The sequence below is a fragment of the Catellatospora tritici genome, assembly GCF_019083965.1.
Taxonomy (GTDB): Bacteria; Actinomycetota; Actinomycetes; order Mycobacteriales; family Micromonosporaceae; genus Catellatospora; species Catellatospora tritici.
In genome coordinates, this window is record NZ_JAHRCY010000008.1 from 172,511 (window position 1) to 190,791 (window position 18,281).

Here is an 18,281-nt window from a genome sequence, read left to right on the forward strand (position 1 = left end):
ACGCGGGGTCCGACCTCGGCCGCCGACGCCGGCCGACCGCCGCCGGCTCCGCCCTGGCGGAAGGTGGGAGCACGTGAATCCGACCCTGCAGAACACACTCAGTGTGCTGTCGTACATAGCGCTCAAGGCCATCGCCTGCGCCGCGATCCTGATCGTCGGCTGGATCATCTCGAAGATCATCGGATCGCTCGTCGACAAGGGCCTGGCCAAGGCCAAGTTCAACCACCTGGCCCAGCGCACCCGCTTCGACCGCTGGACGGGCAAGTACACCGCCAGCGGGCTGGTGGGCAAGCTGGTCTACTACGCCCTGCTGCTGTTCACGTTCCAGATCGCGTTCAGCGTGTTCGGGCCCAACCCGATCAGCGACCTGATCGACACGGTCATCGCGTGGCTGCCGCGCCTGATCGTCGCCTGCGTGATCGTGGTGGTCGCGGTCGCGATCGCCAACGCGGTCTTCGACGTGATCACCAACGCGCTCTCGCACTTCTCGTACGGCCGGATGCTGGGCCGTATCGCCCAGGTCGCCATCATCGTGTTTGGCGCCATCGCCGCGCTCAACCAGATCGGCGTCGCCACCGTGCTCACCGCGCCGATCCTGTGGGCCATCCTCGGCACCATCTCCGGCATCCTGATCGTCGGCCTCGGCGGCGGCCTCATCCAGCCGATGCGGGCCCGCTGGGAGCGCATGCTCGACAAGGTCGAGGTGGAGGGCGGCCGCGTGTCGGCCCACCTGAAGGCCCGCGCGGCCGAGCAGCAGGCAGCGGTGGTCTCCGGCGCCAAGCCCGCCGGCGACGGCGGCATGATCCAGCCGCCGTACGCGGGGACCGCGCCGACCGACGTCAAGACCCCGTCGGACGCCCGCTCACTGTCCCAGGAGGCCGCCGAGCGGCTGAGCTCAGAACTCAAGCCCGGCCAGGACCGCTGACCCCGGCAACCCGCGAGGAAGGGCACCTTCTCCTCGCTTTCGCGGCAGAGGGTGCCCTTCTTGACCGGGTGCGCCTCAGGCGGCCGGGGGCTGCCACTGGGCGGCCGCCTCGGCCGCCTTGTCCAGGACGCGGGGTGCCAACGCGCCGAAGGCGCGATCGCGGGCGCGCGTCACCAGCGTGCCGCGCGGGGCCAGCACCGCACCCACCCGCTGGGTCTGCTTGCCGACCTGCGCCGCCCGCGGCCGCCGCGCCGCCGAGTACGCGGCCAGCGCCGCGTTCAGCCCCGGCCCCGGGATCGCCGACAGCACCATTGCCTTCAGCGTCGCCGCGTCCTCCAGCGCCAGGCCCGCGCCCTGGGTCAGGTGATGCGGCATCGCGTGCGCGGCGTCTCCGAGCAGCACGAACCCACCCGGCCCGCACGGGAACGCCAGCTCCGAGGGCAGCGGCCGCAGCTGGCGGCCGTCCTGCTGGACCAGGTCGTCGGGCTCGGTGGCCGCCAGCAGGTCCGAGATCGGCGCGTGCCAGCCCGCGAACCAGCGCTTGAGCAGGGTGAGCTGGGTGGCCTTGGACTCCGGCCGGGCCGCGCCCGCCACGGTGGCGGTCCAGTAGATGCCGCCGCGAGTGGAGGCGCCCGAGCTACCTCGCTGGCCGAGCGAGGCGGCCAGGAAGCGGTAGCCACCGCCCAGCGTCTCCCCCGCCAGGACCAGGTCGTCGGGCAGCTTCGGGGCGCGATACCAGGGAATGACCGCGCGCCAGGCGGCGTAGCCCGAGCTGACCGCGATGGACTGGGGCGCCAGCCGCGAGCGCAGTGCGCTGTCGGCGCCGTCGGCCGCGACGACCAGGTCGGCTTCCCAGGTCATCCGGCCGTCGCCGATCGCGGGCCGCTCGCCCGGCCGCGCCTGCACGGTGCGCACCGTGACGCCGGTACGGATCTCGATGTGGTCGCCCAGCCCGGCGATGAACGTGTCGTGCAGGTCCTCGGCGTGTACCACCACCGGCGCGGCCGCGCCCTGCGGCGCGGGCTGGGCCAGCCACTGGCCGTCGGCGCGGCGCAGACCGCCCGCGGGCACCGGGGTGGCGATCGCGTCCAGGCCCCCGCCCAGGCCCAGCGACCGCAGCGCGGCCACGGCGTTGGGCCACAGCAGCAGGGCGGCCGGGTCGGCGCGCAGCCGGTCGCCGCGCTCCAACAGGGTCACCCGCCAGCCGGTACGCGCCAGCGCACCGGCGGTGGCCAGTCCACCGACACCCGCTCCGACCACCACCGCGCTGCGCATCAGACCCAGCCCCCTGCCCATCCGCCGTTTCCGGCGCGGCCCGCCCCCGCGAGCCGCGCCGCTGCCGTCATTCGCGCGTCGACGTGCTGCTCTTGTGCTCGGCCTCGTCGTCGGTCGCGTGGTCGGACTCGGCCGGCTTGGCCGGGGTCACCACGGTGTCCTCGGGGCGGGTGCCGTTGGCCTGGAAGGCCTCGTACTGCGCCTGGGTCACCGACTGGAAGCCCTTGGCCGGGTTGCCCTCGGCGTCGATCGCCGGGATCAGGAACTCCTGCGCACCCTTGACCAGGAAGAAGTAGGCGGCCGCGGCCAGGAACACGATGATCGAGGTCCAGACGTTGAGGCGCATGCCACCGATCATGGTGGCCGCGTCGGTGCGCATCGCCTCGATCCAGCCGCGGCCCAGCGTGTAGAGCATGACGTACAGCGCGAAGGCGCGGCCCTTGCCGAACTTGAACTTGCGGTCCAGCGCGTATACGGCGCCCGCGACGCCGAGGTTCCACAGCAGCTCGTACAGGAACGTCGGGTGGTAGAGGCCCGGCAGCAGCACCGGCTCACCATCCGGCCCGGTCAGCGCCCGGCCCGGGGTCTCGTCCGACATCACGTGCACCTGCAGGCCCCAGGGCAGGTCGGTCTTGCCGCCGAAGAGCTCGTTGTTGAACCAGTTGCCCAGCCGGCCCACGGCCTGCGCCAGCGGCAACCCGACCGCGATGCAGTCGGCCACGAAGGTGAACCTGATGCCGAGCTGGCGGCAGGCCAGCCACGCGCCGACCGCGCCACCGGCGACGCCGCCCCAGATGCCGAGGCCGCCCTCCCAGATGTAGAGGGCCTTGACCAGGTTGCCCTCGGCGCCGAAGTAGGCGTCGGGCGAGGTGAGCACGTGGTAGATCCGGGCGCCGACGATGCCGAACGGCACCGCCCACACCGCGACGTCGAGCACGGCCCACGGCGGGGCGCCGCGGCTGCGCATGCGGCGGTCGGTGACGTAGCACGCGAGGATGATGCCGGCGATGATGCACAGGGCGTACGCGCGCAGCGGGACCGGTCCGAGGTGCCAGACCGCGGTAGACGGCGACGGGATGGAGGCGAGGTTCACGGGCACGAACGATACCGCCCCGACCCCCTTCCCCCACACCCCCGCCCGCCCCGACATTTAAGTCGATCATGAACTTATGGCACGGCTGAACGGCGTGTCACTGCCACAACTTCCTGATCGACCCAGGCGTGCCGGTGCGCGGAGTGCCGCGGACGGCAGGGAACCACGTCGATGTCCAGCGTGAAGGGGTCACCGACGGTGGCCCTTCCGGGACGCGGAGTTCAGGCAGGCATGGCTGTACTGCGGGCCGGCGGGGTCCGCCGCGCGTACCGCGGCCGATCGATCAGGAACCTGTGGCGGCGACACGCCGTCGAGCCGTGCCACAGGTTCATGATCGACGTGAAAGGGGCGGGATCGGTCAGGCGGAGAGGCCGGTGCGCAGGGCGGCGGTGAGGGTGCGCAGGGCGGGGAGGCCGCCGTCGGCCAGGGCCGAAACCAGGGCGCTGCCGACGATGACGCCGTCGGCGAAGGCGCCGACCTCGGCCGCCTGAGCCCCGTTGCGTACGCCGAGACCCACGCCGACCGGCAGGCTGCCCGACACCCGCTTGATCCGCTCGACCAGGGTCGGGGCGGCGCTGGAGGTGTTGTCGCGGGCACCGGTGACGCCCATGACCGCGGTCGCGTACACGAAGCCGCGGCAGTGCCCCACGGTCATCGCGATCCGCTCGTCGGTCGACGAGGGCGAGACCAGGAAGACCCGGTCGAGCTGGTGCGCGTCGGAGGCGGCCAGCCACTCGTCAGCCTCGTCCGGGATCAGATCCGGGGTGATCAGACCGGCGCCCCCGGCCGCGGCCAGGTCACGCGCGAACGCGTCCACGCCGTACCGCTCGACGGGGTTCCAGTAGGTCATCACCAGCACCGGCACGCCCAGGCCCGAGGTGGCCGCCACGGTGGCGAGCACGTCGCGGGTGCGCACCCCGTTGGCCAGGGCCGTCTCCGTGGCGCGCTGGATGACCGGGCCGTCCATGACCGGGTCGGAGTACGGCAGGCCGATCTCCACCACGTCGACCCCGGACTCGATCATCGCGGTGACCGCGGCGATGCCCTCGGCCACCGTCGGGAACCCGGCGGGCAGGTAGCCGACCAGGGCCGCCCGGCCCTCGGCCCGCGCCTTCTCGTACGCCACGCTGACGCTCATCGGACCTCGTCTCCCGAACCGAACAACCCGAAGTACTCGCCCGCGGTGTGCATGTCCTTGTCGCCGCGCCCGGACAGGTTGACGATGACGACCGGCTCGTGGCCCAGTTCCTCGCGCAGCGCCGGGATGACCTTGATGGCCCCGGCCAGCGCGTGCGCGCTCTCGATCGCCGGGATGATGCCCTCGGTGCGGCACAGCAGCGCGAACGCGTCCATCGCCTCGGCGTCGGTCACCGGGGAGTACCGGGCCCGGCCCTGCTGGTGCAGCCAGGCGTGCTCCGGGCCGACCGCCGGGTAGTCCAGGCCCGCCGAGATCGAGTGCGACTCGATGGTCTGGCCGTCGTCGTCCTGCAGCAGGAAGGTGCGGGCACCGTGCAGCACGCCGTGGCTGCCGCCGGTGATGCTGGCCGCGTGGCGGCCGGTCTCCACCCCGTCGCCGCCGGCCTCGAAGCCGTACAGGCGCACGTCGGCGTCCGGCACGAACGCGTGGAACACGCCGATGGCGTTGGAGCCGCCACCCACCGCCGCGGCGACCGCGTCGGGCAGCGCACCGGTCAGCGCCAGGCACTGCTCGCGGGCCTCCACGCCGATGCCCCGCACGAAGTCGCGCACCATGGCCGGGAACGGGTGCGGGCCCGCCGCGGTGCCCAGCAGGTAGTGGGTGCTGTCGACGTTGGTGACCCAGTCGCGCAGCGCCTCGTTGATGGCGTCCTTGAGCGTGCGCGAGCCGACCGTCACCGGAATGACCGTCGCGCCGAGCATCTTCATCCGGGCCACGTTCAGCGCCTGGCGCTTGGTGTCGACCTCGCCCATGTAGACCACGCACTCGAGGTCCAGGTACGCCGCGGCGGTGGCGCTGGCCACGCCGTGCTGGCCCGCGCCGGTCTCGGCGATCACCCGGGGCTTGCCCATGCGCTTGGTCAGCAGCGCCTGGCCGAGCACGTTGCGGACCTTGTGCGCGCCGGTGTGGTTGAGGTCCTCGCGCTTGAGCAGGATGCGGGCGCCACCGACGCGCTCCGACAGCCGGGTGGCGTCGTACAGCAGCGACGGGGTGCCCGCGTACTCGCGCAGCATCCGCTCGAATTCGCCGGTGAACTCGGGGTCTGCCATGGCCTTGCGGTAGTGCGCGTCCAGCTCGTCCAGCGCCGCGATCAGCGCCTCCGGCACGAAGCGGCCGCCGTACGGGCCGAAGTGGCCCTTCTCGTCGGGCAACATGCGCCCCTCCTCGGGCTGTTCCAGCCGTTCCTCGGCGACGAGGTTCAGCGTGTCGGGCGTGGCGTGGCCGGGTGGTTGCCCGCGTTGACCAGCTCGGCGACGGCGTCGCGGGGGCTCTTCTGGGTCACCAGGCCTTCACCGACCAGCACCGCGTCCGCACCGGCGGAGGCGTACTTGATCAGGTCGAGCGGACCCCGCACGCCGGACTCGGCGATCTTCACCACGTGGTTGGGCAGGCCGGGCGCGATGCGCTCGAACACCGACCGGTCCACCTCAAGTGTGCGCAGGTTGCGGGCGTTGACACCGATGACACGGGCGCCCGCCTCCAGCGCGCGGTCGGCCTCCTCCTCGGTGTGCACCTCGACCAGCGGGGTCATGCCCAGCGACTCGATGCGGTCGAGCAGGCCGGACAGCACCTTCTGCTCCAGCGCGGCCACGATCAGCAGCACCAGGTCGGCACCGTAGGCGCGCGCCTCGTGCACCTGGTACGCCGAGACGATGAAGTCCTTGCGCAGCACCGGGATGCCGATGCGGGCCCGGACGGCGGCCAGATCGTCCAGGGAACCGCCGAACCACCGGCCCTCGGTCAGCACGCTGACCGCGCGGGCGCCGCCCGCCTCGTACTCGGCGGCGAGTTCGGCCGGGTCGGGGATCTCCGCCAGCGGGCCCTTCGACGGCGACGAGCGCTTCACCTCGGCGATCACACCGACGCCGGAGCGGCGCAGGGCCGCGTACGCGTCCAGGGGCGGGGGGGCCGCCGCCGCGCGCTGCTTGATCTCGTCCAGGGACACCAGGCGCTGGCGCGCGTCGACGTCCTCACGGACCCCCGCGATGATCTCGTCGAGCACGCTGCCGCCGTTGTCGTGCGTCGATGCGTTCGGGCCCGGCTCACCTGGCTCCATGCTGCTCAGCTCCTCGGATGCCATGCGCAGACTGTAGGCATCGCCCCGGCGCGCAAGGTTAACGGGGTATGGCGTGCCTCACCTAGTGGGCTAGGGCATAATGCGCCGCTTCGCTGACTCACGTCATTCATTCGTCCCACCTAGCCTGGGCGTTGCGGACGAATTCGGCCAGCTTGGCGCCGTGCTCGACCCGGGCGCGGGTCGGGTCGGCCGCGATGCGCCGGGTCAGCCGCCGTATCCCCGCCGGGTCCTCGCCCGCGACCAGCACCAGGTTGCCGGTGCCCCGCCCGCGCAGCAGCGCCGCGTCGGCCACCACGGCGACCTGACCGAACGCCTCCCGCAGGGTGGCCGCCTGGCGGCGGGCGAACAGCAGCGGCGCGCTGTCCATCACGTTGGCCAGATACCAGCCGCCCGGGCGCAGCACCCGCCGCGCGGCCCGCGCGAACTCCACCGTCGTCACGTGGACGGGCACCCTCGAACCGGCGAAGATGTCGGCGACCACGACGTCGGTGCTGGCGGGCTCCGCCTCCGCCAGCGCGGTGCGGGCGTCGGCGATGACCAGCTCGGTGAGCTCGTCGGGCACCGGCAGCCGGGTCTGCACCAGCTCGGCCAACGCCCGGTCGATCTCCACCACCCGCTGGTGACTGCCCGGTCGCAGCACCGACAGACAGCGCGGCAGGGTGAGCGCGCCACCGCCCAGGTGCAGCAGGTCCAGCGCGCCCGCCGGGGCGACGGTGTCGATCACGTCGGCCAGGCGGCGGATGTAGTCGAACGCGATCAGGGTCGGGTCGTTGAGGTTGACGTGCGACTGCGCGGTGCCGTTGAGGCGCAGCAGCCACGCGTCGGGCAGGTCAGGGTCGGGGATCAGCTCGGCGGTGCCGGTGTCCACCCGTACGACCAGGGCCCGGTCACCGGTGCGCATCATCGGTCAGGTCCTCGCCCCGGTCCAGGGCGTCCCAAAGGTCCCGGGTGCCGGGCGCACCAGGCGCCGCGGTCGCGGCCCGACCGGTCGTGCCGTACCCCGCCGAGCGGCGCCAGTACCACGCCGCCACCGCGCCCGCGCCCACCGCGAGCAGCGCCGGGCGCAGCCACGGCACTGCCGCCCCCGGGGCAAACCACAGCACCACCAACGCCGCGAGCAGCGCGAGCAGCAGCCACCGCAGCCGGGGCATCGTGCGCGGCCGGGTCATCGAGCGGCCGCGGCGGTGTCGGCGGTGACGGGCAGCTCGTCGGTGAAGCAGGTGCGGGTACCGGTGTGGCAGGCCGGTCCGACCTGGTCGACCGAGAGCAGCAGCGCGTCGCCGTCGCAGTCGAGCGCGACCGACTTGACGTGCTGGATGTGGCCGGAGGTGTCGCCCTTGACCCAGTACTCCCCGCGGCTGCGCGACCAGTAGGTGGCCCGGCCGGTGGTCAGGGTGCGGTGCAGCGCCTCGTCGTCCATCCAGGCCAGCATGAGCACCTCGCCGGTGTCGTACTGCCGCACCACGGCCGCGACCAGCCCATCGCGGTCCCGCTTGAGCCTGCCTGCGATGTCCTGGTCGAGCTGTTCGATGCCTGCCACACCGCCATCCTCCCTCATCGCGGACCCGTCCCGTACGGCGGTGCGCCGCCGCCGGGGCATCCGTCCGAAAACGGGTGGGCCACATCACAGTTGTGCCCGCTGGTATGAAGCGCTTTCACAGCCCCTGGCGGTACGTTGACGGGCATCTACGCGCAGCGCCGCGTGCGGCGCGCCCCTCACCGCGAGAGCCGAGGAAGCATGACCAATCCCCACTTCTCGTCCATGCCACCACGCATCCCCTCCTACATTCCCCCGGCACCGCCCATTCCCCCCGCCGCGGAGTTCGCCGACCAGGAGCCCGACACCGCCGCGGCGTCCGACGCGGCCCTGCACGAACCGACCAGTGAACTGCCGACCCTGGTCCGACCGGCCGCACCGTCCGAGGACGACGCCGACACCCCGGAAGCCGCCGCCGACGACGCCCCCGCGGCAGTAGCCGAAGACGTCACCGCGGACGACGAGGCCGCGGCCCAGGAGGCCGTGGCTGACGAGGCCGTGGCTGACGAGGCCGAGATCGCGGAGGCCTACGAGGCGCAGGCCGAGGGTGAGAGCTCGGCCGAGGGCGCGAGCGACGTCGAGGACTCGGACGAGCCCGCTGCCGTGGTGGACGCCGACGACGCACCGCGGGCCGCGGTGGAGACGGACGAGGCCGAGGAAGCCGCGGTCGTCGAGTCCGCTGACACTGATGGCGGCGATGCGGCGGCCGAGACCGACGCGATCGCCGGTGAGTCGGCCGAGGCGGACACGGCGGCAGAGGAGTCCGCCGAGACCGACGCCGAAGCCGAGACCGCCGAGTTGGAGACCGCCGGGGCCCAATCGTCCGAAGCGGAGACTGCCGAGGCGGGCGACGAGGTCGACGCTTACGAGGCGAGCGGCGACGAGGCGAGCGTGACGGAACAGCCGGAGGCCAGCAGCGACGACACCGCCGAAGCCGACGCCGACGACCAGCCCGAGGCCAGCAGCGACGACACCGCCGAAGCCGACGCCGACGACCAGCCCGAGGCCAGCAGCGACGACACCGCCGAATCTGAGGTCGAGGACCAGCCCGAGGCCGTCAGCGGCGAGGCTGCCGAGGTCGATGACCAGCCTGAGTCGCAGACCGAGGCGGCGCAGGCCGACGAAACGGCGGAGGCTTACGCCGGGACGGCCGGGCTGGACGCGGATGCGGAGGGTGTGGCGGAGGCGGCGTCGGACGAGGGACCGGACGCCGAGGTCGACGAACAGCCTGCGGCCGAGGCTGGCCCGGACGAGGAGCCCGAGGCAGCGGCCTATGGCGAGGAGGCGGCAACGGAGGCTGCCGCGTCCGACGCCGTGGTCGACCAGCCCGAAGCCGCAGCGGACGGCGAGGGCGAGCAGGCCCAAGACGACCTCGGCGGTGAGCCGGAGGCCGAGGCGGCGACGTGGTACGAGGTGGCGACCGAGGCCGCGGTGGCGGAGTCCGGTGCGGCAGAGGGCGACGAGGCGGACGAGCCGGTCGCCGAAGTGGCGGCCGAGGTCGCGGAGGTCGCGGAGCCGGTCGCAACGGCGGAGGCCGAGGACAACCTGGAGGTCGACTACGTCGTCGTCCCGGTGACGGTCTGGCGGACGCTCGAGACCGCCGAACCGGTGGCGCAGGCAGAGGACGAGGCCGAGGACGAGGTCGTGGACGCGGTGTTCGACGCGGCCGACACCGACCTGACCGGGACCGCGTCAGCCGAGGCGGTGGCCGAGGCCGAGGGTGGGGTGGACGAGACGGTGGCGGCGGCCGAGGAGGTCGCGGCGCAGGATGAGCCGGTGGCGGCCGAGGAGACGTACGAGCTGGTCGCGATCACGGTCGTGGAGTCCGCCGCCGAGGAGGCCGAGACGACGCTGGTGGTCGTCGGGACCGATCTGGAGGAGGTGCTGTCGGTGGCGCCGACGGCCACCGCGCTGCGCCCGGGTGACCTGATCGAGACCCCGATCGCGATCTGGGAGTCCGACCAGGCGCAGCGGTTCCGGGATGCCTTCCGCGAGGTGCAGGCGCGCTTCGTGGACGAGCCGGAGGCGGCGCTGGGCGAGGCGCAGGAGCTGGTGACGCAGGCGGTGCAGACGCTGGCGTCGGCGCTGCTGGCGGAGCAGAACGGCCTCGATCCGCGTGAGGCGGCCGCCGCCGACACCGAGGCGATGCGGATCGCGATGCGCGGGTACCGGAACTTCCTGGAGCGCGTGCTCGCGCTCTGAGTTTTGGCAGTTTTGGCAGTTTCGGCAGTTTCGGCAGTTTCGGCAGTTTCGGGGAAAGTGCACCTATCCGACCCAGGATTCGTGCACTTTCGCCGAAACTGCACCGCACCCCCCGGGTACCCATGGAGCAGTGGGCTTGCGGGTGGCCGGGTAATTCATCTAGCGTTGAGTTCAACAAGTGTTGAATTAGGAGGATGTCGATGACAATCGCGATCGAGGTCGCCGACCTCGTCGTGCATCGGGGTTCCCGACCCGTGCTCCACGGCCTGACCTGCGCCATCGAGGCCGGGAGCATCACCGGGTTGCTGGGACCTTCGGGCAGCGGGAAGACCACGCTGATGCGGGCCGTGGTAGGCGTACAGGTGGTGCGGTCGGGCACGGTCACCGTGCTGGGTCACCCCGCGGGCCACACCGCGCTGCGCCGCCAGATCGGCTACCTGACCCAGGCCCCCAGTGTGTACGCGGACCTCACCGTCCGCGAGAACGCCCGCTACTTCGCCTCGCTCTACGGCCTGGGCGCGGCCGAGGCCGACGCCGCGGTCCGCGACGTGGGCCTGGCCGGGGCGGCCAAGCAGCTCGTCGGTGATCTTTCCGGCGGACAGCGCAGCCGCGCCTCGCTGGCCTGCGCGATCGTCAGCAAGCCGAAGGTGCTGATCCTGGACGAGCCCACGGTCGGGCAGGACCCGGTGCTGCGCGACGAGCTGTGGGCGCAGTTCCGCGGCCTGGCGGAGGCCGGGTCGACGGTGCTGGTGTCCAGTCACGTCATGGACGAGGCCAACCGCTGCGACCGACTGCTGCTCATCCGCGAGGGCCTGCTGATCGCCGACGACACCCCCAGCGCGGTCAAGGCCGCCGCCGGGACCGACGACCTCGATCAGGCCTTCCTCACCCTGATCCGCCGTCGGGAGGCGGTGCCCGCATGATCCTGCTGCACACCACCGGGCGCATCCTGCGCCAGTTGCGCCACGATCGTCGTACCGTCGCGATGCTCGTGGCCGTGCCCACCCTGCTGCTGACGCTGCTCTATTACATGTTCGACGGCCAGGGCATGGTCTTCGACCACCTTGCGCTGGTCATGCTCGGGGTCTTCCCGTTCATCATCATGTTCCTGATCACCAGCATCGCGATGCTGCGCGAGCGGACCACCGGCACGCTGGAGCGGCTGCTCACCACGCCGCTGCGCAAGACCGACCTGCTCTTCGGGTACGGCCTGGCGTTCGGTCTGGCCGCCGCGCTCCAGGCGGCGGTCGCCAGCGCGCTGGCGTACCTGCTGCTCGGGCTGGACACCCAGGGCAGCCCCGGGCTGGTCATCATGATCGCGGTGGCCAACGCCGTGCTGGGCATGGCGTTGGGCCTGCTGGCCAGCGCGTTCGCCAAGACCGAGTTCCAGGCGGTGCAGTTCATGCCGGTGGTGGCCATCCCGCAGCTGCTGCTGTGCGGGCTGTTCGTGCCGCGCGGGCAGATGGCCGGATGGCTGGAGGGAGTCAGCAACGCGCTGCCGCTGACGTACGCGGTCGAGGCGCTGCAGGAGGTCGGGGCGCACGCCGACGCGACCGGCACCATGTGGCGCGACTTCGCCGTGGTGGTTGGCGCGGTGCTCGTCGCGCTGCTCGCCGCGGCCGCGACGCTGCGCCGCCGCACCCCGTAGGCCGCGTCGGCGGCCCGGTCCGGAAGAATCGGACCGGACAGGGCCGCCGACGGGGGAAGGACCAGATGAAGCGCAGCCGTTCGGGGCGCCGACCGGGCAATCCCGACACCCGTGAGTCGATCCTGGCCGCGGCCCGGAACCTGTTCGCCGAACGCGGCTTCGACGCGGCGACGATGCGCGCGATCGGGGCCGAGGCCGAGGTCGACCCCGCCCTGGTGCACCACTACTTCGGCACCAAGGAGAAGCTGTTCATCGCGGCCATGCAGTTCCCGGTGGACCCGGAGACGCTGGTCTCGCAGGTGACCGCGGGCGGCAAGGAAGAGGCCGGGGCCCGGCTGGTGCGTACGTTCATCGGCATCTGGGACTCGCCGGTCGGCGCCATCGGGGCGTCGCTGCTGCGCTCGGCGGTGAGCAACGAGTGGACGCTCAAGCTGCTGCGCGAGTTCCTGACCACGCAGATCCTGCGCCGGGTGCTGGCCGAGCTGCAGCTCGACCCGGCGCAGGCACAACTGCGGGCGGGCCTGGTCGTGAGCCAGATCGGTGGGCTCGCGTTCGCCAGATACATTCTGAAGCTCGAACCGATCGCGTCGCTGCCACCCGAGCAACTCGTCGCCGCGATCGCCCCGACCGTCCAGCGCTACCTGACCGGCGAGCTCGACACCTCGGGCTCGGCCGCGGCGTAGTCGTCGGCGTCCACCTCGGTCAGGTGCCCGGCCGGGCACTGCAGCCGCACCTCGGCCACGTCCAGCCGGTACAGGCGGAACCCTCGTCCCACGTCGAGCAGGTCGCCGGCCGGGTTGGTCTCGGCGAACTCCAGCGCGGCGGCCCGAGCCGCCAGGCCCTCCAGCACCGACGCCCAGCCCGAGATCCAGACCCGGCTGCGGTCGTCGCCCACGGCGAGCACCAGCGCGATGTCCTCGTCGCCGTCGCGGGGCGTGAGCGCCTGGTCCAGCGCACCGGCCGCGCGGACGAGCAGTAGCGGGCGGCCCACTGAATTGACGGCGTGGCGCACCCGGAACGGGCTCTTGGCCCACGGCACCTGCGCGATACCGGCGTGGTGTCCGCAAACGAGAGTCCGGGCGATGGCGGCGGGGTGCGACACGGCGTACCTCCAACATAAGTTAGGCTAACCTTTGTTAGGCCAGCCTAACTCATACCAAACATCGCGCGTTGGAGGCACCCTCGTGAACCAGTCCCGGCCCAAGGCGAAGCTGTCGCGCGCACTGGGTATCCCGCTGACACCCAAGTGCGTCAAGTACTTCGAGCGTCGGCCCTTCCCGCCGGGCGTACACGGCCGGGCCCGCAAGAAGCCCTCCGACTACCAGGTCCGGCTGCTGGAGAAGCAGCGCCTGCGGCACCAGTACTTCATCAGCGAGACGCAGCTGCGCACCCAGTTCGACAAGGCCGCCCGGGGCGCGGGCAAGACCGGCGAGCGGCTGCTCGTCGCGCTGGAGTGCCGCCTGGACGCCCTCGTGCTGCGGGCCGGGTTCGCGCGCACCATCTACCAGGCGCGGCAGGCCGTGGCGCACGGGCACATCGAGGTCGACGGGCGCAAGGTGGACCGGCCGTCGTACCGGGTGGCACCGTGGCAGACGATCCGGGTCCGCGAGCGCAGCCGCGTCAAGCCGCCGTTCCAGGTCGCCGCCGCCGGGGCGCACCTGGACGGGCCGACCGCGCCGTACCTGGAGGTGTCGCTGTCGGACCTGCGCGCGACGCTGACCCGCGAGCCGCAGCGCAGCGAGATCCCGGTGAGCTGCGACGAGCAACTCGTCGTCGAGTTCTACTCCCGCTGACGCCCCGCTCCGCGCCCCCACCCCCGCCGCACGGCACGGACGTTAAGAAGGGCCCCTTCTACATCGCAAAGCGATAAGAAGGGGCCCTTCCTTACTCTCTCAGCGGGTTTGTTCGAGCCAGCTGGCGTAGAGCTTGGCGTAGATGGAATCGGGGTGGGTGACCAGCTCGTCGTGCGGGCCGCGCTGGACGACCACGCCCCGGTCGACGACGATCACCTCGTCGGCGGCCTGGGCCGTGGACAGGCGGTGCGCGATGGCGACCGTGGTGCGGCCCCGGGTGACGGCGTCGAGGGTGCGCTGCAGGCGCACCTCGGTGGCCGGGTCGACGGCACTGGTGGCCTCGTCGAGCACCAGCAGGTCCGGGTCGGCGACGTACGCCCGGACCAGCGCGACCAGCTGCCGCTCGCCCACGCTCAGCGCCTCACCCCGCTCGCCGACCTGGGTGTCCAGCCCGTTGGTGAGCCCCTGCGCCCAGTCGAGCAGGCCCAGCTCGGCGAAGGCGGCGGTGAGCTGCTCGTCGGTCAGGTCCGGGCGGGCGAAGCGCACGTTGTCGGCGATGGAGGCGTCGAACAGGAAGCCGTCCTGCGGCACCATCACCACCCGCGAGCGCAGCGAGCCGAAGCGCACCGAGGTCAGCGGGGTGCCGGACAGGTGCACCGCGCCGTCGGTCGGGTCCATCAGGCGGGTGAGCAGCTTGGCGAACGTGGTCTTGCCGCTGCCGGTCTCACCGACGACCGCGACCCTGGTCTTGGCCGGGATGTCCAGGTGCACCTCGTGCAGCACCCGGGGACCGGTCTTGCCCGGCTCGCCGCTGGGGTAGGCGAAGCTGACCCGGTCGAAGCGCACGTCCAGCGGGCCATCGGGCAGGTCGACGCCGTTGTGCGCGGGGTCGGCCACGTCGGGCTTCAGCTGCAGCACGTCCAGCACCCGGCTCCAGCCGGCGGTGGCGTTCTGCATCTCGTTGAGCACCTCGGTGGCGATCTGCACCGGCTGGATGAACAGCGTGACCAGGAACAGGTACGCCGTCAGCTTGCCCAGACTGATCTGCCCGTCGACGCCGAGCAGGGTGCCGACGACCACCACCGCGGCCAGGGCGAGCGCCGCGGCGACCTCGCCGGTGGAGAAGCTGGTGACGCTCAGTCGCAGGGCACGGCGCTGGGCGCCCTGGTAGTCGTCGATCGTCTCGGACAGCTTCGCGCCGCTGCGCTCGGAGATGCCGTACGCCCGGATGACGCTCGCGCCGACGACCGACTCGGAGACGGCGCCGAGCATGACGCCGATGCGGCGCCGGCTCTCCGCGTACGCCCCCGCCAGGCGCTTCTGGAACGCCCGGATGACCAGCACCGCAGGCAGGAACGCGGCCAGCACCACCAGCGTGAGCTTCCACGAGAAGATCGACATGACGATGGTGGTGACCACCAGCTGCCCGCCGTTGACCAGCAGGATCACCCCGCCCCACTGGAGGAACTGGGTGATGGTGTCGATGTCGCTGGTGACCCGCGAGACCAGGGTGCCGCGTCGCTCGGACTGCTGGTGCAGCATGGACAGGTCGTGGATGTGCCGGAACGCACGCACCCGCAGGTTGGCCAGCGCCGTCTCGCTCACCGTGAACAGCCGCCGCATCATGAAGTAGCCGCAGGTGGTGGTGACCGCCAGGATGCCCACCGTGATGGCGACGATCCGCAGGATCACGGCCATGTCGGCGCCGTCGGCGCTGAGGCCCTTGTCGATGCCCTGCTGGATGGCGACCGGTACGGCGACCCGGCCGACCATCGAGACCACCGCCAGCGCGACGGTTCCCGCGAGCCCGGCCCGCAGTTCGGGCGAGAGCGCCAGCCCTCGCCGCAGCGTCCGGAACGTGCCCGTCGGCTGCGCCTTGTTCTCTGCCTGCGCGGTCACGCCGCCACCTCTTCCTCACGTACAGCGGCGTCGTCGGAGTCGTAGCCGGCGTCCCGTTCCCGTTCGGCTTCGGCCTTCTCGTACGCGGTGACCAGGTCGGCGTAGCCGGTGACCGTCGACAGCAGCTCGTCGTGGGTGCCGTGGGCGACGACCCGACCCTGCTCGACGTAGATCACCTCGTCGGCCAGCGCGATGGTGGCCCGGCGGTACGCCACGACCAGGATCGACGCGGCGTGCGACGCCCCGCGCAGCGAGGCCAGGATGCGCGCCTCCACGCGCGGGTCGACGGCGCTGGTGGCGTCGTCGAGGATGAGCAGCCGGGGCTGCCCGGCCAGGGCACGGGCCAGGGTGACCCGCTGGCGCTGGCCGCCCGACAGGGACGTGCCCCGCTCGCCGAGCGCGGTGTCCAGGCCGTCGGGCAGGCGGGTGACGAAGGTGTCGGCCTGGGCGGTGGTCAGCGACTGCCACACCCGGTCGTCGTCGGCGCCGGGGCGGTCCAGCGCGACGTTGCCGCGCACCGTGTCGTCGAAGACGAACGCGATCTGCGGGACCAGCGCCACGGTCGCGGCGAGCGCGTCGGAGGACAGGTCCCGCACGTCGACGCCGTCGAGGGCGACGGTACCGTGCTGCGGGTCGAGCAGGCGGGTGGCCAGCGTGGCGATGGTCGACTTGCCGGAGCCGGTCGGGCCGACCAGGGCGACGGTCTTGCCCGCCGGGATGGTGAAGCTGACGTTGTGCAGCACCGGCTGGCCGGTGTCGTAACCGAAGTGCACCTGCTGGAAGCTCAGCCGCGCCGGGCCGGTGCCGGTGGCGCCGCCCGTGCCGTACGGCATCTCGCCGGTGGCCTCCAGCACCCGCTCCACCCGGTCCCAACCCGCTACCGCGCGGGGAAGGTCGCCCAGCACCCAGCCGATCGCCCGCACCGGGAACGCCAGCACCGTGAACAGGAAGGTCACCTGCACCAGTTGGCCCAGGTCGATCGCGCCCGCCTGAAGCCGCAGCGCGCCGACTACCAGCGCGGCCAGCGTGCCCAGGAACGGCAGCGACTCCATCAGCGGGTCGAACAGGCCACGCAGGCGCCCGACGCTGATCAGCGCGTCGCGCAGCTCGCGGGCGCGGACCTCGAACCTGCGGGTCTCCAGGTCCTCGCGGCCCATCGTCTTGACGACCAGCGCGCCGTCGAAGCTCTCGTGTGCGATCGCGCTGACCTCGGCGCGCAGATGCTGGGCGCGGGCGGTGCGCGGGGCCATCCGGCGGGAGAAGACCACGTTCATCACGAACAGGACCGGGAAGACGACCAGGCCGACCAGGGCCATCGCCCAGTCCACCAGGAACAGCGCGACCACTGCGGTGACCAGCATGAAGACGGTGCCCACGGCGAACGGCAGCGGCGCGACGGGCAGCCACGCGGCCTCGACGTCGGAGTTCGCGTTCGACAGCAGCGTGCCGGTGGCGTGGCGCTGGTGCCACGACAGCGGCAGGCGCAGGTAGCGGCCGGTCACCTCATGGCGGTAGCGGGCCTGCAGCGCGAACTGCATGAACCCGGCGCCGAGGCGGCGGCCGAAGATGCCGAGCACCCGGCCCAGCCCCATCGCGATCAGCACGGTCGCCGACAGGACCAGCGCCCCGGTGGTCACGTTGCCGCCGGGGGCCAGCGCCGGTGACACCACGTCCTCGACGATGTCGCCCACCACGAAGGCCTGGCCGATGACCAGGCTGCCGAACAGGCAACTGCCCACGACCGCGAGGGTGAAGCGGCGGGGCTCGTCCCGGATGCCGCGCCACATGACCCTGGCGCCGCGCGCCAGGACATCGCGTCCAGTGACCTGGGGTTTGGCCGTATCGGCCGGTTCGTCGGTCGTCACCTGTACTGCCCCGTCGATCGGTAAGTAATTAGCTTGGCTTCCTATCCTTACCGACTCGCCCCGCCGCAGGCGAGCGGGTTACCGCTGTGCCGGGCGTCACACTTGGACCCAGATCCGTAGTATCGCCGACATGACCCGGTACGCCCTCGCCGAAAGGCTAGCCCTGGCCGACCTGATGGCGGAGGTCGGACCAGACGCCCCCACCCTGTGCGGCGACTGGACCGTGCGGGACCTGCTGGCCCACCTGCTGCTGCGGGAGCGACGGCCGGACGCGGCGGGCGGCATCCTGATCAAGCGGCTGGCCGGGCGCACCGCGCGGGTGCAGCAGCGCATCGCCGGGCGCGACTTCGCCGAACTGCTGCGCGAGCTGCGCGACCCGCCGTGGTGGAGCCCGGTGAGCAACCCGCTGGTGGACGAGGCGGCCAACCTGACCGAGATGTTCATTCACCTGGAGGACGTACGCCGGGCGGCGCCGGGCTGGCTGCCGCGGGGCCTGTCCGCCGGGCTGACCGAGGCGCTGTGGCGGGCGGTGGGCCGCCAGGCCAAACTGACGTTGCGCCGCTACCCGGTGCAGGTGCGGGTGACGGCGCCCGGCCACGGGACGATCATCGTCGGGCGGCCCGGCACGCATCCGCTGTCACTGACCGGCACCCCGGGCGAGCTGCTGATGTTCCTGTCGGGGCGGCAGGCGCACGCGCGGGCCAGCGTGGACGGGACGCCCGAGCAGGCGGCCCGGTTGCGCACCGCGCGGCTGGGCGTCTGAGGGTGC

18 protein-coding genes are annotated in these 18,281 nt (G+C 72.3%); 7 read left to right on the top strand and 11 right to left on the bottom strand.

What is annotated here, in order from left to right; genetic code table 11:
- The first annotated feature begins 73 nt into the window (after positions 1–73).
- Positions 74–925: a mechanosensitive ion channel family protein gene (locus KUA19_RS19890; RefSeq protein WP_308167530.1), complete on the top strand. Its 852-nt coding sequence runs from the start codon at positions 74–76 to the stop codon at positions 923–925.
- Between the two features lie 75 nt (positions 926–1,000).
- On the opposite strand, the gene KUA19_RS19895 is transcribed toward KUA19_RS19890, so the two are convergent.
- The 8 genes from KUA19_RS19895 to hisI all read right to left on the bottom strand — a co-directional run bounded on the left by KUA19_RS19895 (position 1,001) and on the right by hisI (position 8,108).
- Positions 1,001–2,200 carry an FAD-dependent oxidoreductase gene (locus KUA19_RS19895; RefSeq protein WP_217397632.1) on the bottom strand — a complete coding sequence of 400 codons (1,200 nt, stop codon included), beginning with the start codon at positions 2,198–2,200 and terminating at the stop codon, positions 1,001–1,003.
- A gap of 67 nt (positions 2,201–2,267) precedes the next feature.
- The gene (lgt, locus tag KUA19_RS19900; protein WP_217397634.1) at positions 2,268–3,350 is read right to left on the bottom strand and encodes a prolipoprotein diacylglyceryl transferase; all 1,083 of its coding nucleotides are present in this window, start codon (positions 3,348–3,350) and stop codon (positions 2,268–2,270) included.
- Between the two features lie 301 nt (positions 3,351–3,651).
- Positions 3,652–4,431: a tryptophan synthase subunit alpha gene (trpA, locus tag KUA19_RS19905; protein ID WP_217397636.1), complete on the bottom strand. Its 780-nt coding sequence runs from the start codon at positions 4,429–4,431 to the stop codon at positions 3,652–3,654.
- A complete protein-coding gene (gene trpB / locus KUA19_RS19910) occupies positions 4,428–5,645 on the bottom strand; it encodes a tryptophan synthase subunit beta (RefSeq protein WP_217397638.1) in 1,218 nt (405 codons plus the stop codon). The genes trpA and trpB overlap by 4 nt, the downstream gene beginning before the upstream one ends.
- Positions 5,646–5,689: 44 nt before the next feature.
- Entirely contained in the window at positions 5,690–6,493 is an 804-nt protein-coding gene (trpC, locus tag KUA19_RS19915; protein WP_217397971.1) for an indole-3-glycerol phosphate synthase TrpC, read from the bottom strand.
- 181 nt (positions 6,494–6,674) lie between these two features.
- Positions 6,675–7,472, bottom strand: coding sequence for a spermidine synthase (locus KUA19_RS19920; protein WP_217397640.1), 798 nt, complete (start codon positions 7,470–7,472; stop codon positions 6,675–6,677).
- Positions 7,456–7,737 (bottom strand): hypothetical protein, encoded by a 282-nt coding sequence (locus KUA19_RS19925; protein WP_217397642.1) that lies wholly within the window; start codon positions 7,735–7,737, stop codon positions 7,456–7,458. The genes KUA19_RS19920 and KUA19_RS19925 overlap by 17 nt, the downstream gene beginning before the upstream one ends.
- On the bottom strand, positions 7,734–8,108 hold the full coding sequence (gene hisI / locus KUA19_RS19930; RefSeq protein WP_308167531.1) for a phosphoribosyl-AMP cyclohydrolase: 375 nt from the start codon (positions 8,106–8,108) through the stop codon (positions 7,734–7,736). The genes KUA19_RS19925 and hisI overlap by 4 nt, the downstream gene beginning before the upstream one ends.
- 198 nt (positions 8,109–8,306) lie before the next feature.
- On the opposite strand from hisI, the gene KUA19_RS19935 reads away from it, so the two are divergent.
- The 4 genes from KUA19_RS19935 to KUA19_RS19950 all read left to right on the top strand — a co-directional run bounded on the left by KUA19_RS19935 (position 8,307) and on the right by KUA19_RS19950 (position 12,638).
- Positions 8,307–10,307, top strand: a complete 2,001-nt coding sequence (locus tag KUA19_RS19935) for a midas domain-containing protein (RefSeq protein ID WP_217397646.1) — start codon at positions 8,307–8,309, stop codon at positions 10,305–10,307.
- Positions 10,308–10,507: 200 nt separating this feature from the next.
- On the top strand, positions 10,508–11,230 hold the full coding sequence (locus KUA19_RS19940) for an ABC transporter ATP-binding protein (RefSeq protein ID WP_217397648.1): 723 nt from the start codon (positions 10,508–10,510) through the stop codon (positions 11,228–11,230).
- Positions 11,227–11,955, top strand: a complete 729-nt coding sequence (locus KUA19_RS19945) for an ABC transporter permease (RefSeq protein ID WP_217397650.1) — start codon at positions 11,227–11,229, stop codon at positions 11,953–11,955. Before KUA19_RS19940 ends, KUA19_RS19945 begins: the two co-directional genes overlap by 4 nt.
- A 65-nt stretch (positions 11,956–12,020) precedes the next feature.
- Complete coding sequence (locus KUA19_RS19950; protein WP_217397652.1) at positions 12,021–12,638, top strand: TetR/AcrR family transcriptional regulator; 618 nt, start codon at positions 12,021–12,023, stop codon at positions 12,636–12,638.
- On the opposite strand, the gene KUA19_RS19955 is transcribed toward KUA19_RS19950, so the two are convergent.
- Positions 12,593–13,057 carry a hypothetical protein gene (locus tag KUA19_RS19955; RefSeq protein WP_217397654.1) on the bottom strand — a complete coding sequence of 155 codons (465 nt, stop codon included), beginning with the start codon at positions 13,055–13,057 and terminating at the stop codon, positions 12,593–12,595. The two genes, KUA19_RS19950 and KUA19_RS19955, sit on opposite strands and share 46 nt — an antisense overlap.
- An 82-nt stretch (positions 13,058–13,139) precedes the next feature.
- On the opposite strand from KUA19_RS19955, the gene rpsD reads away from it, so the two are divergent.
- Positions 13,140–13,748 (top strand): 30S ribosomal protein S4, encoded by a 609-nt coding sequence (rpsD, locus tag KUA19_RS19960; RefSeq protein WP_217397656.1) that lies wholly within the window; start codon positions 13,140–13,142, stop codon positions 13,746–13,748.
- A gap of 99 nt (positions 13,749–13,847) precedes the next feature.
- On the opposite strand, the gene KUA19_RS19965 is transcribed toward rpsD, so the two are convergent.
- Both KUA19_RS19965 and KUA19_RS19970 read right to left on the bottom strand, forming a co-directional pair.
- Positions 13,848–15,647: an ABC transporter ATP-binding protein gene (locus KUA19_RS19965; RefSeq protein ID WP_217397658.1), complete on the bottom strand. Its 1,800-nt coding sequence runs from the start codon at positions 15,645–15,647 to the stop codon at positions 13,848–13,850.
- A complete protein-coding gene (locus tag KUA19_RS19970; protein ID WP_217397973.1) occupies positions 15,644–17,434 on the bottom strand; it encodes an ABC transporter ATP-binding protein in 1,791 nt (596 codons plus the stop codon). Before KUA19_RS19970 ends, KUA19_RS19965 begins: the two co-directional genes overlap by 4 nt.
- 208 nt (positions 17,435–17,642) lie before the next feature.
- Between KUA19_RS19970 and KUA19_RS19975 the strand changes: the two genes are divergently transcribed.
- Positions 17,643–18,275, top strand: a complete 633-nt coding sequence (locus KUA19_RS19975; RefSeq protein ID WP_217397660.1) for a TIGR03085 family metal-binding protein — start codon at positions 17,643–17,645, stop codon at positions 18,273–18,275.
- Positions 18,276–18,281 lie beyond the last annotated feature (6 nt).

Excerpts from the sequence above, each read along its gene's own strand:
- KUA19_RS19895 (WP_217397632.1), bottom strand. The coding sequence starts at position 2,200 with ATGCGCAGCGCGGTGGTGGTCGGAGCGGGTGTCGGTGGACTGGCCACC.
- lgt (WP_217397634.1), bottom strand. The coding sequence starts at position 3,350 with ATGTCGGGGCGGGCGGGGGTGTGGGGGAAGGGGGTCGGGGCGGTATCG.
- trpA (WP_217397636.1), bottom strand. The coding sequence starts at position 4,431 with ATGAGCGTCAGCGTGGCGTACGAGAAGGCGCGGGCCGAGGGCCGGGCG.
- trpB (WP_217397638.1), bottom strand. The coding sequence starts at position 5,645 with ATGTTGCCCGACGAGAAGGGCCACTTCGGCCCGTACGGCGGCCGCTTC.
- KUA19_RS19920 (WP_217397640.1), bottom strand. The coding sequence starts at position 7,472 with ATGATGCGCACCGGTGACCGGGCCCTGGTCGTACGGGTGGACACCGGC.
- KUA19_RS19925 (WP_217397642.1), bottom strand. The coding sequence starts at position 7,737 with ATGACCCGGCCGCGCACGATGCCCCGGCTGCGGTGGCTGCTGCTCGCG.
- KUA19_RS19935 (WP_217397646.1), top strand. The coding sequence starts at position 8,307 with ATGACCAATCCCCACTTCTCGTCCATGCCACCACGCATCCCCTCCTAC.
- KUA19_RS19940 (WP_217397648.1), top strand. The coding sequence starts at position 10,508 with ATGACAATCGCGATCGAGGTCGCCGACCTCGTCGTGCATCGGGGTTCC.
- KUA19_RS19945 (WP_217397650.1), top strand. The coding sequence starts at position 11,227 with ATGATCCTGCTGCACACCACCGGGCGCATCCTGCGCCAGTTGCGCCAC.
- KUA19_RS19950 (WP_217397652.1), top strand. The coding sequence starts at position 12,021 with ATGAAGCGCAGCCGTTCGGGGCGCCGACCGGGCAATCCCGACACCCGT.
- KUA19_RS19970 (WP_217397973.1), bottom strand. The coding sequence starts at position 17,434 with ATGTGGCGCGGCATCCGGGACGAGCCCCGCCGCTTCACCCTCGCGGTC.
- KUA19_RS19975 (WP_217397660.1), top strand. The coding sequence starts at position 17,643 with ATGACCCGGTACGCCCTCGCCGAAAGGCTAGCCCTGGCCGACCTGATG.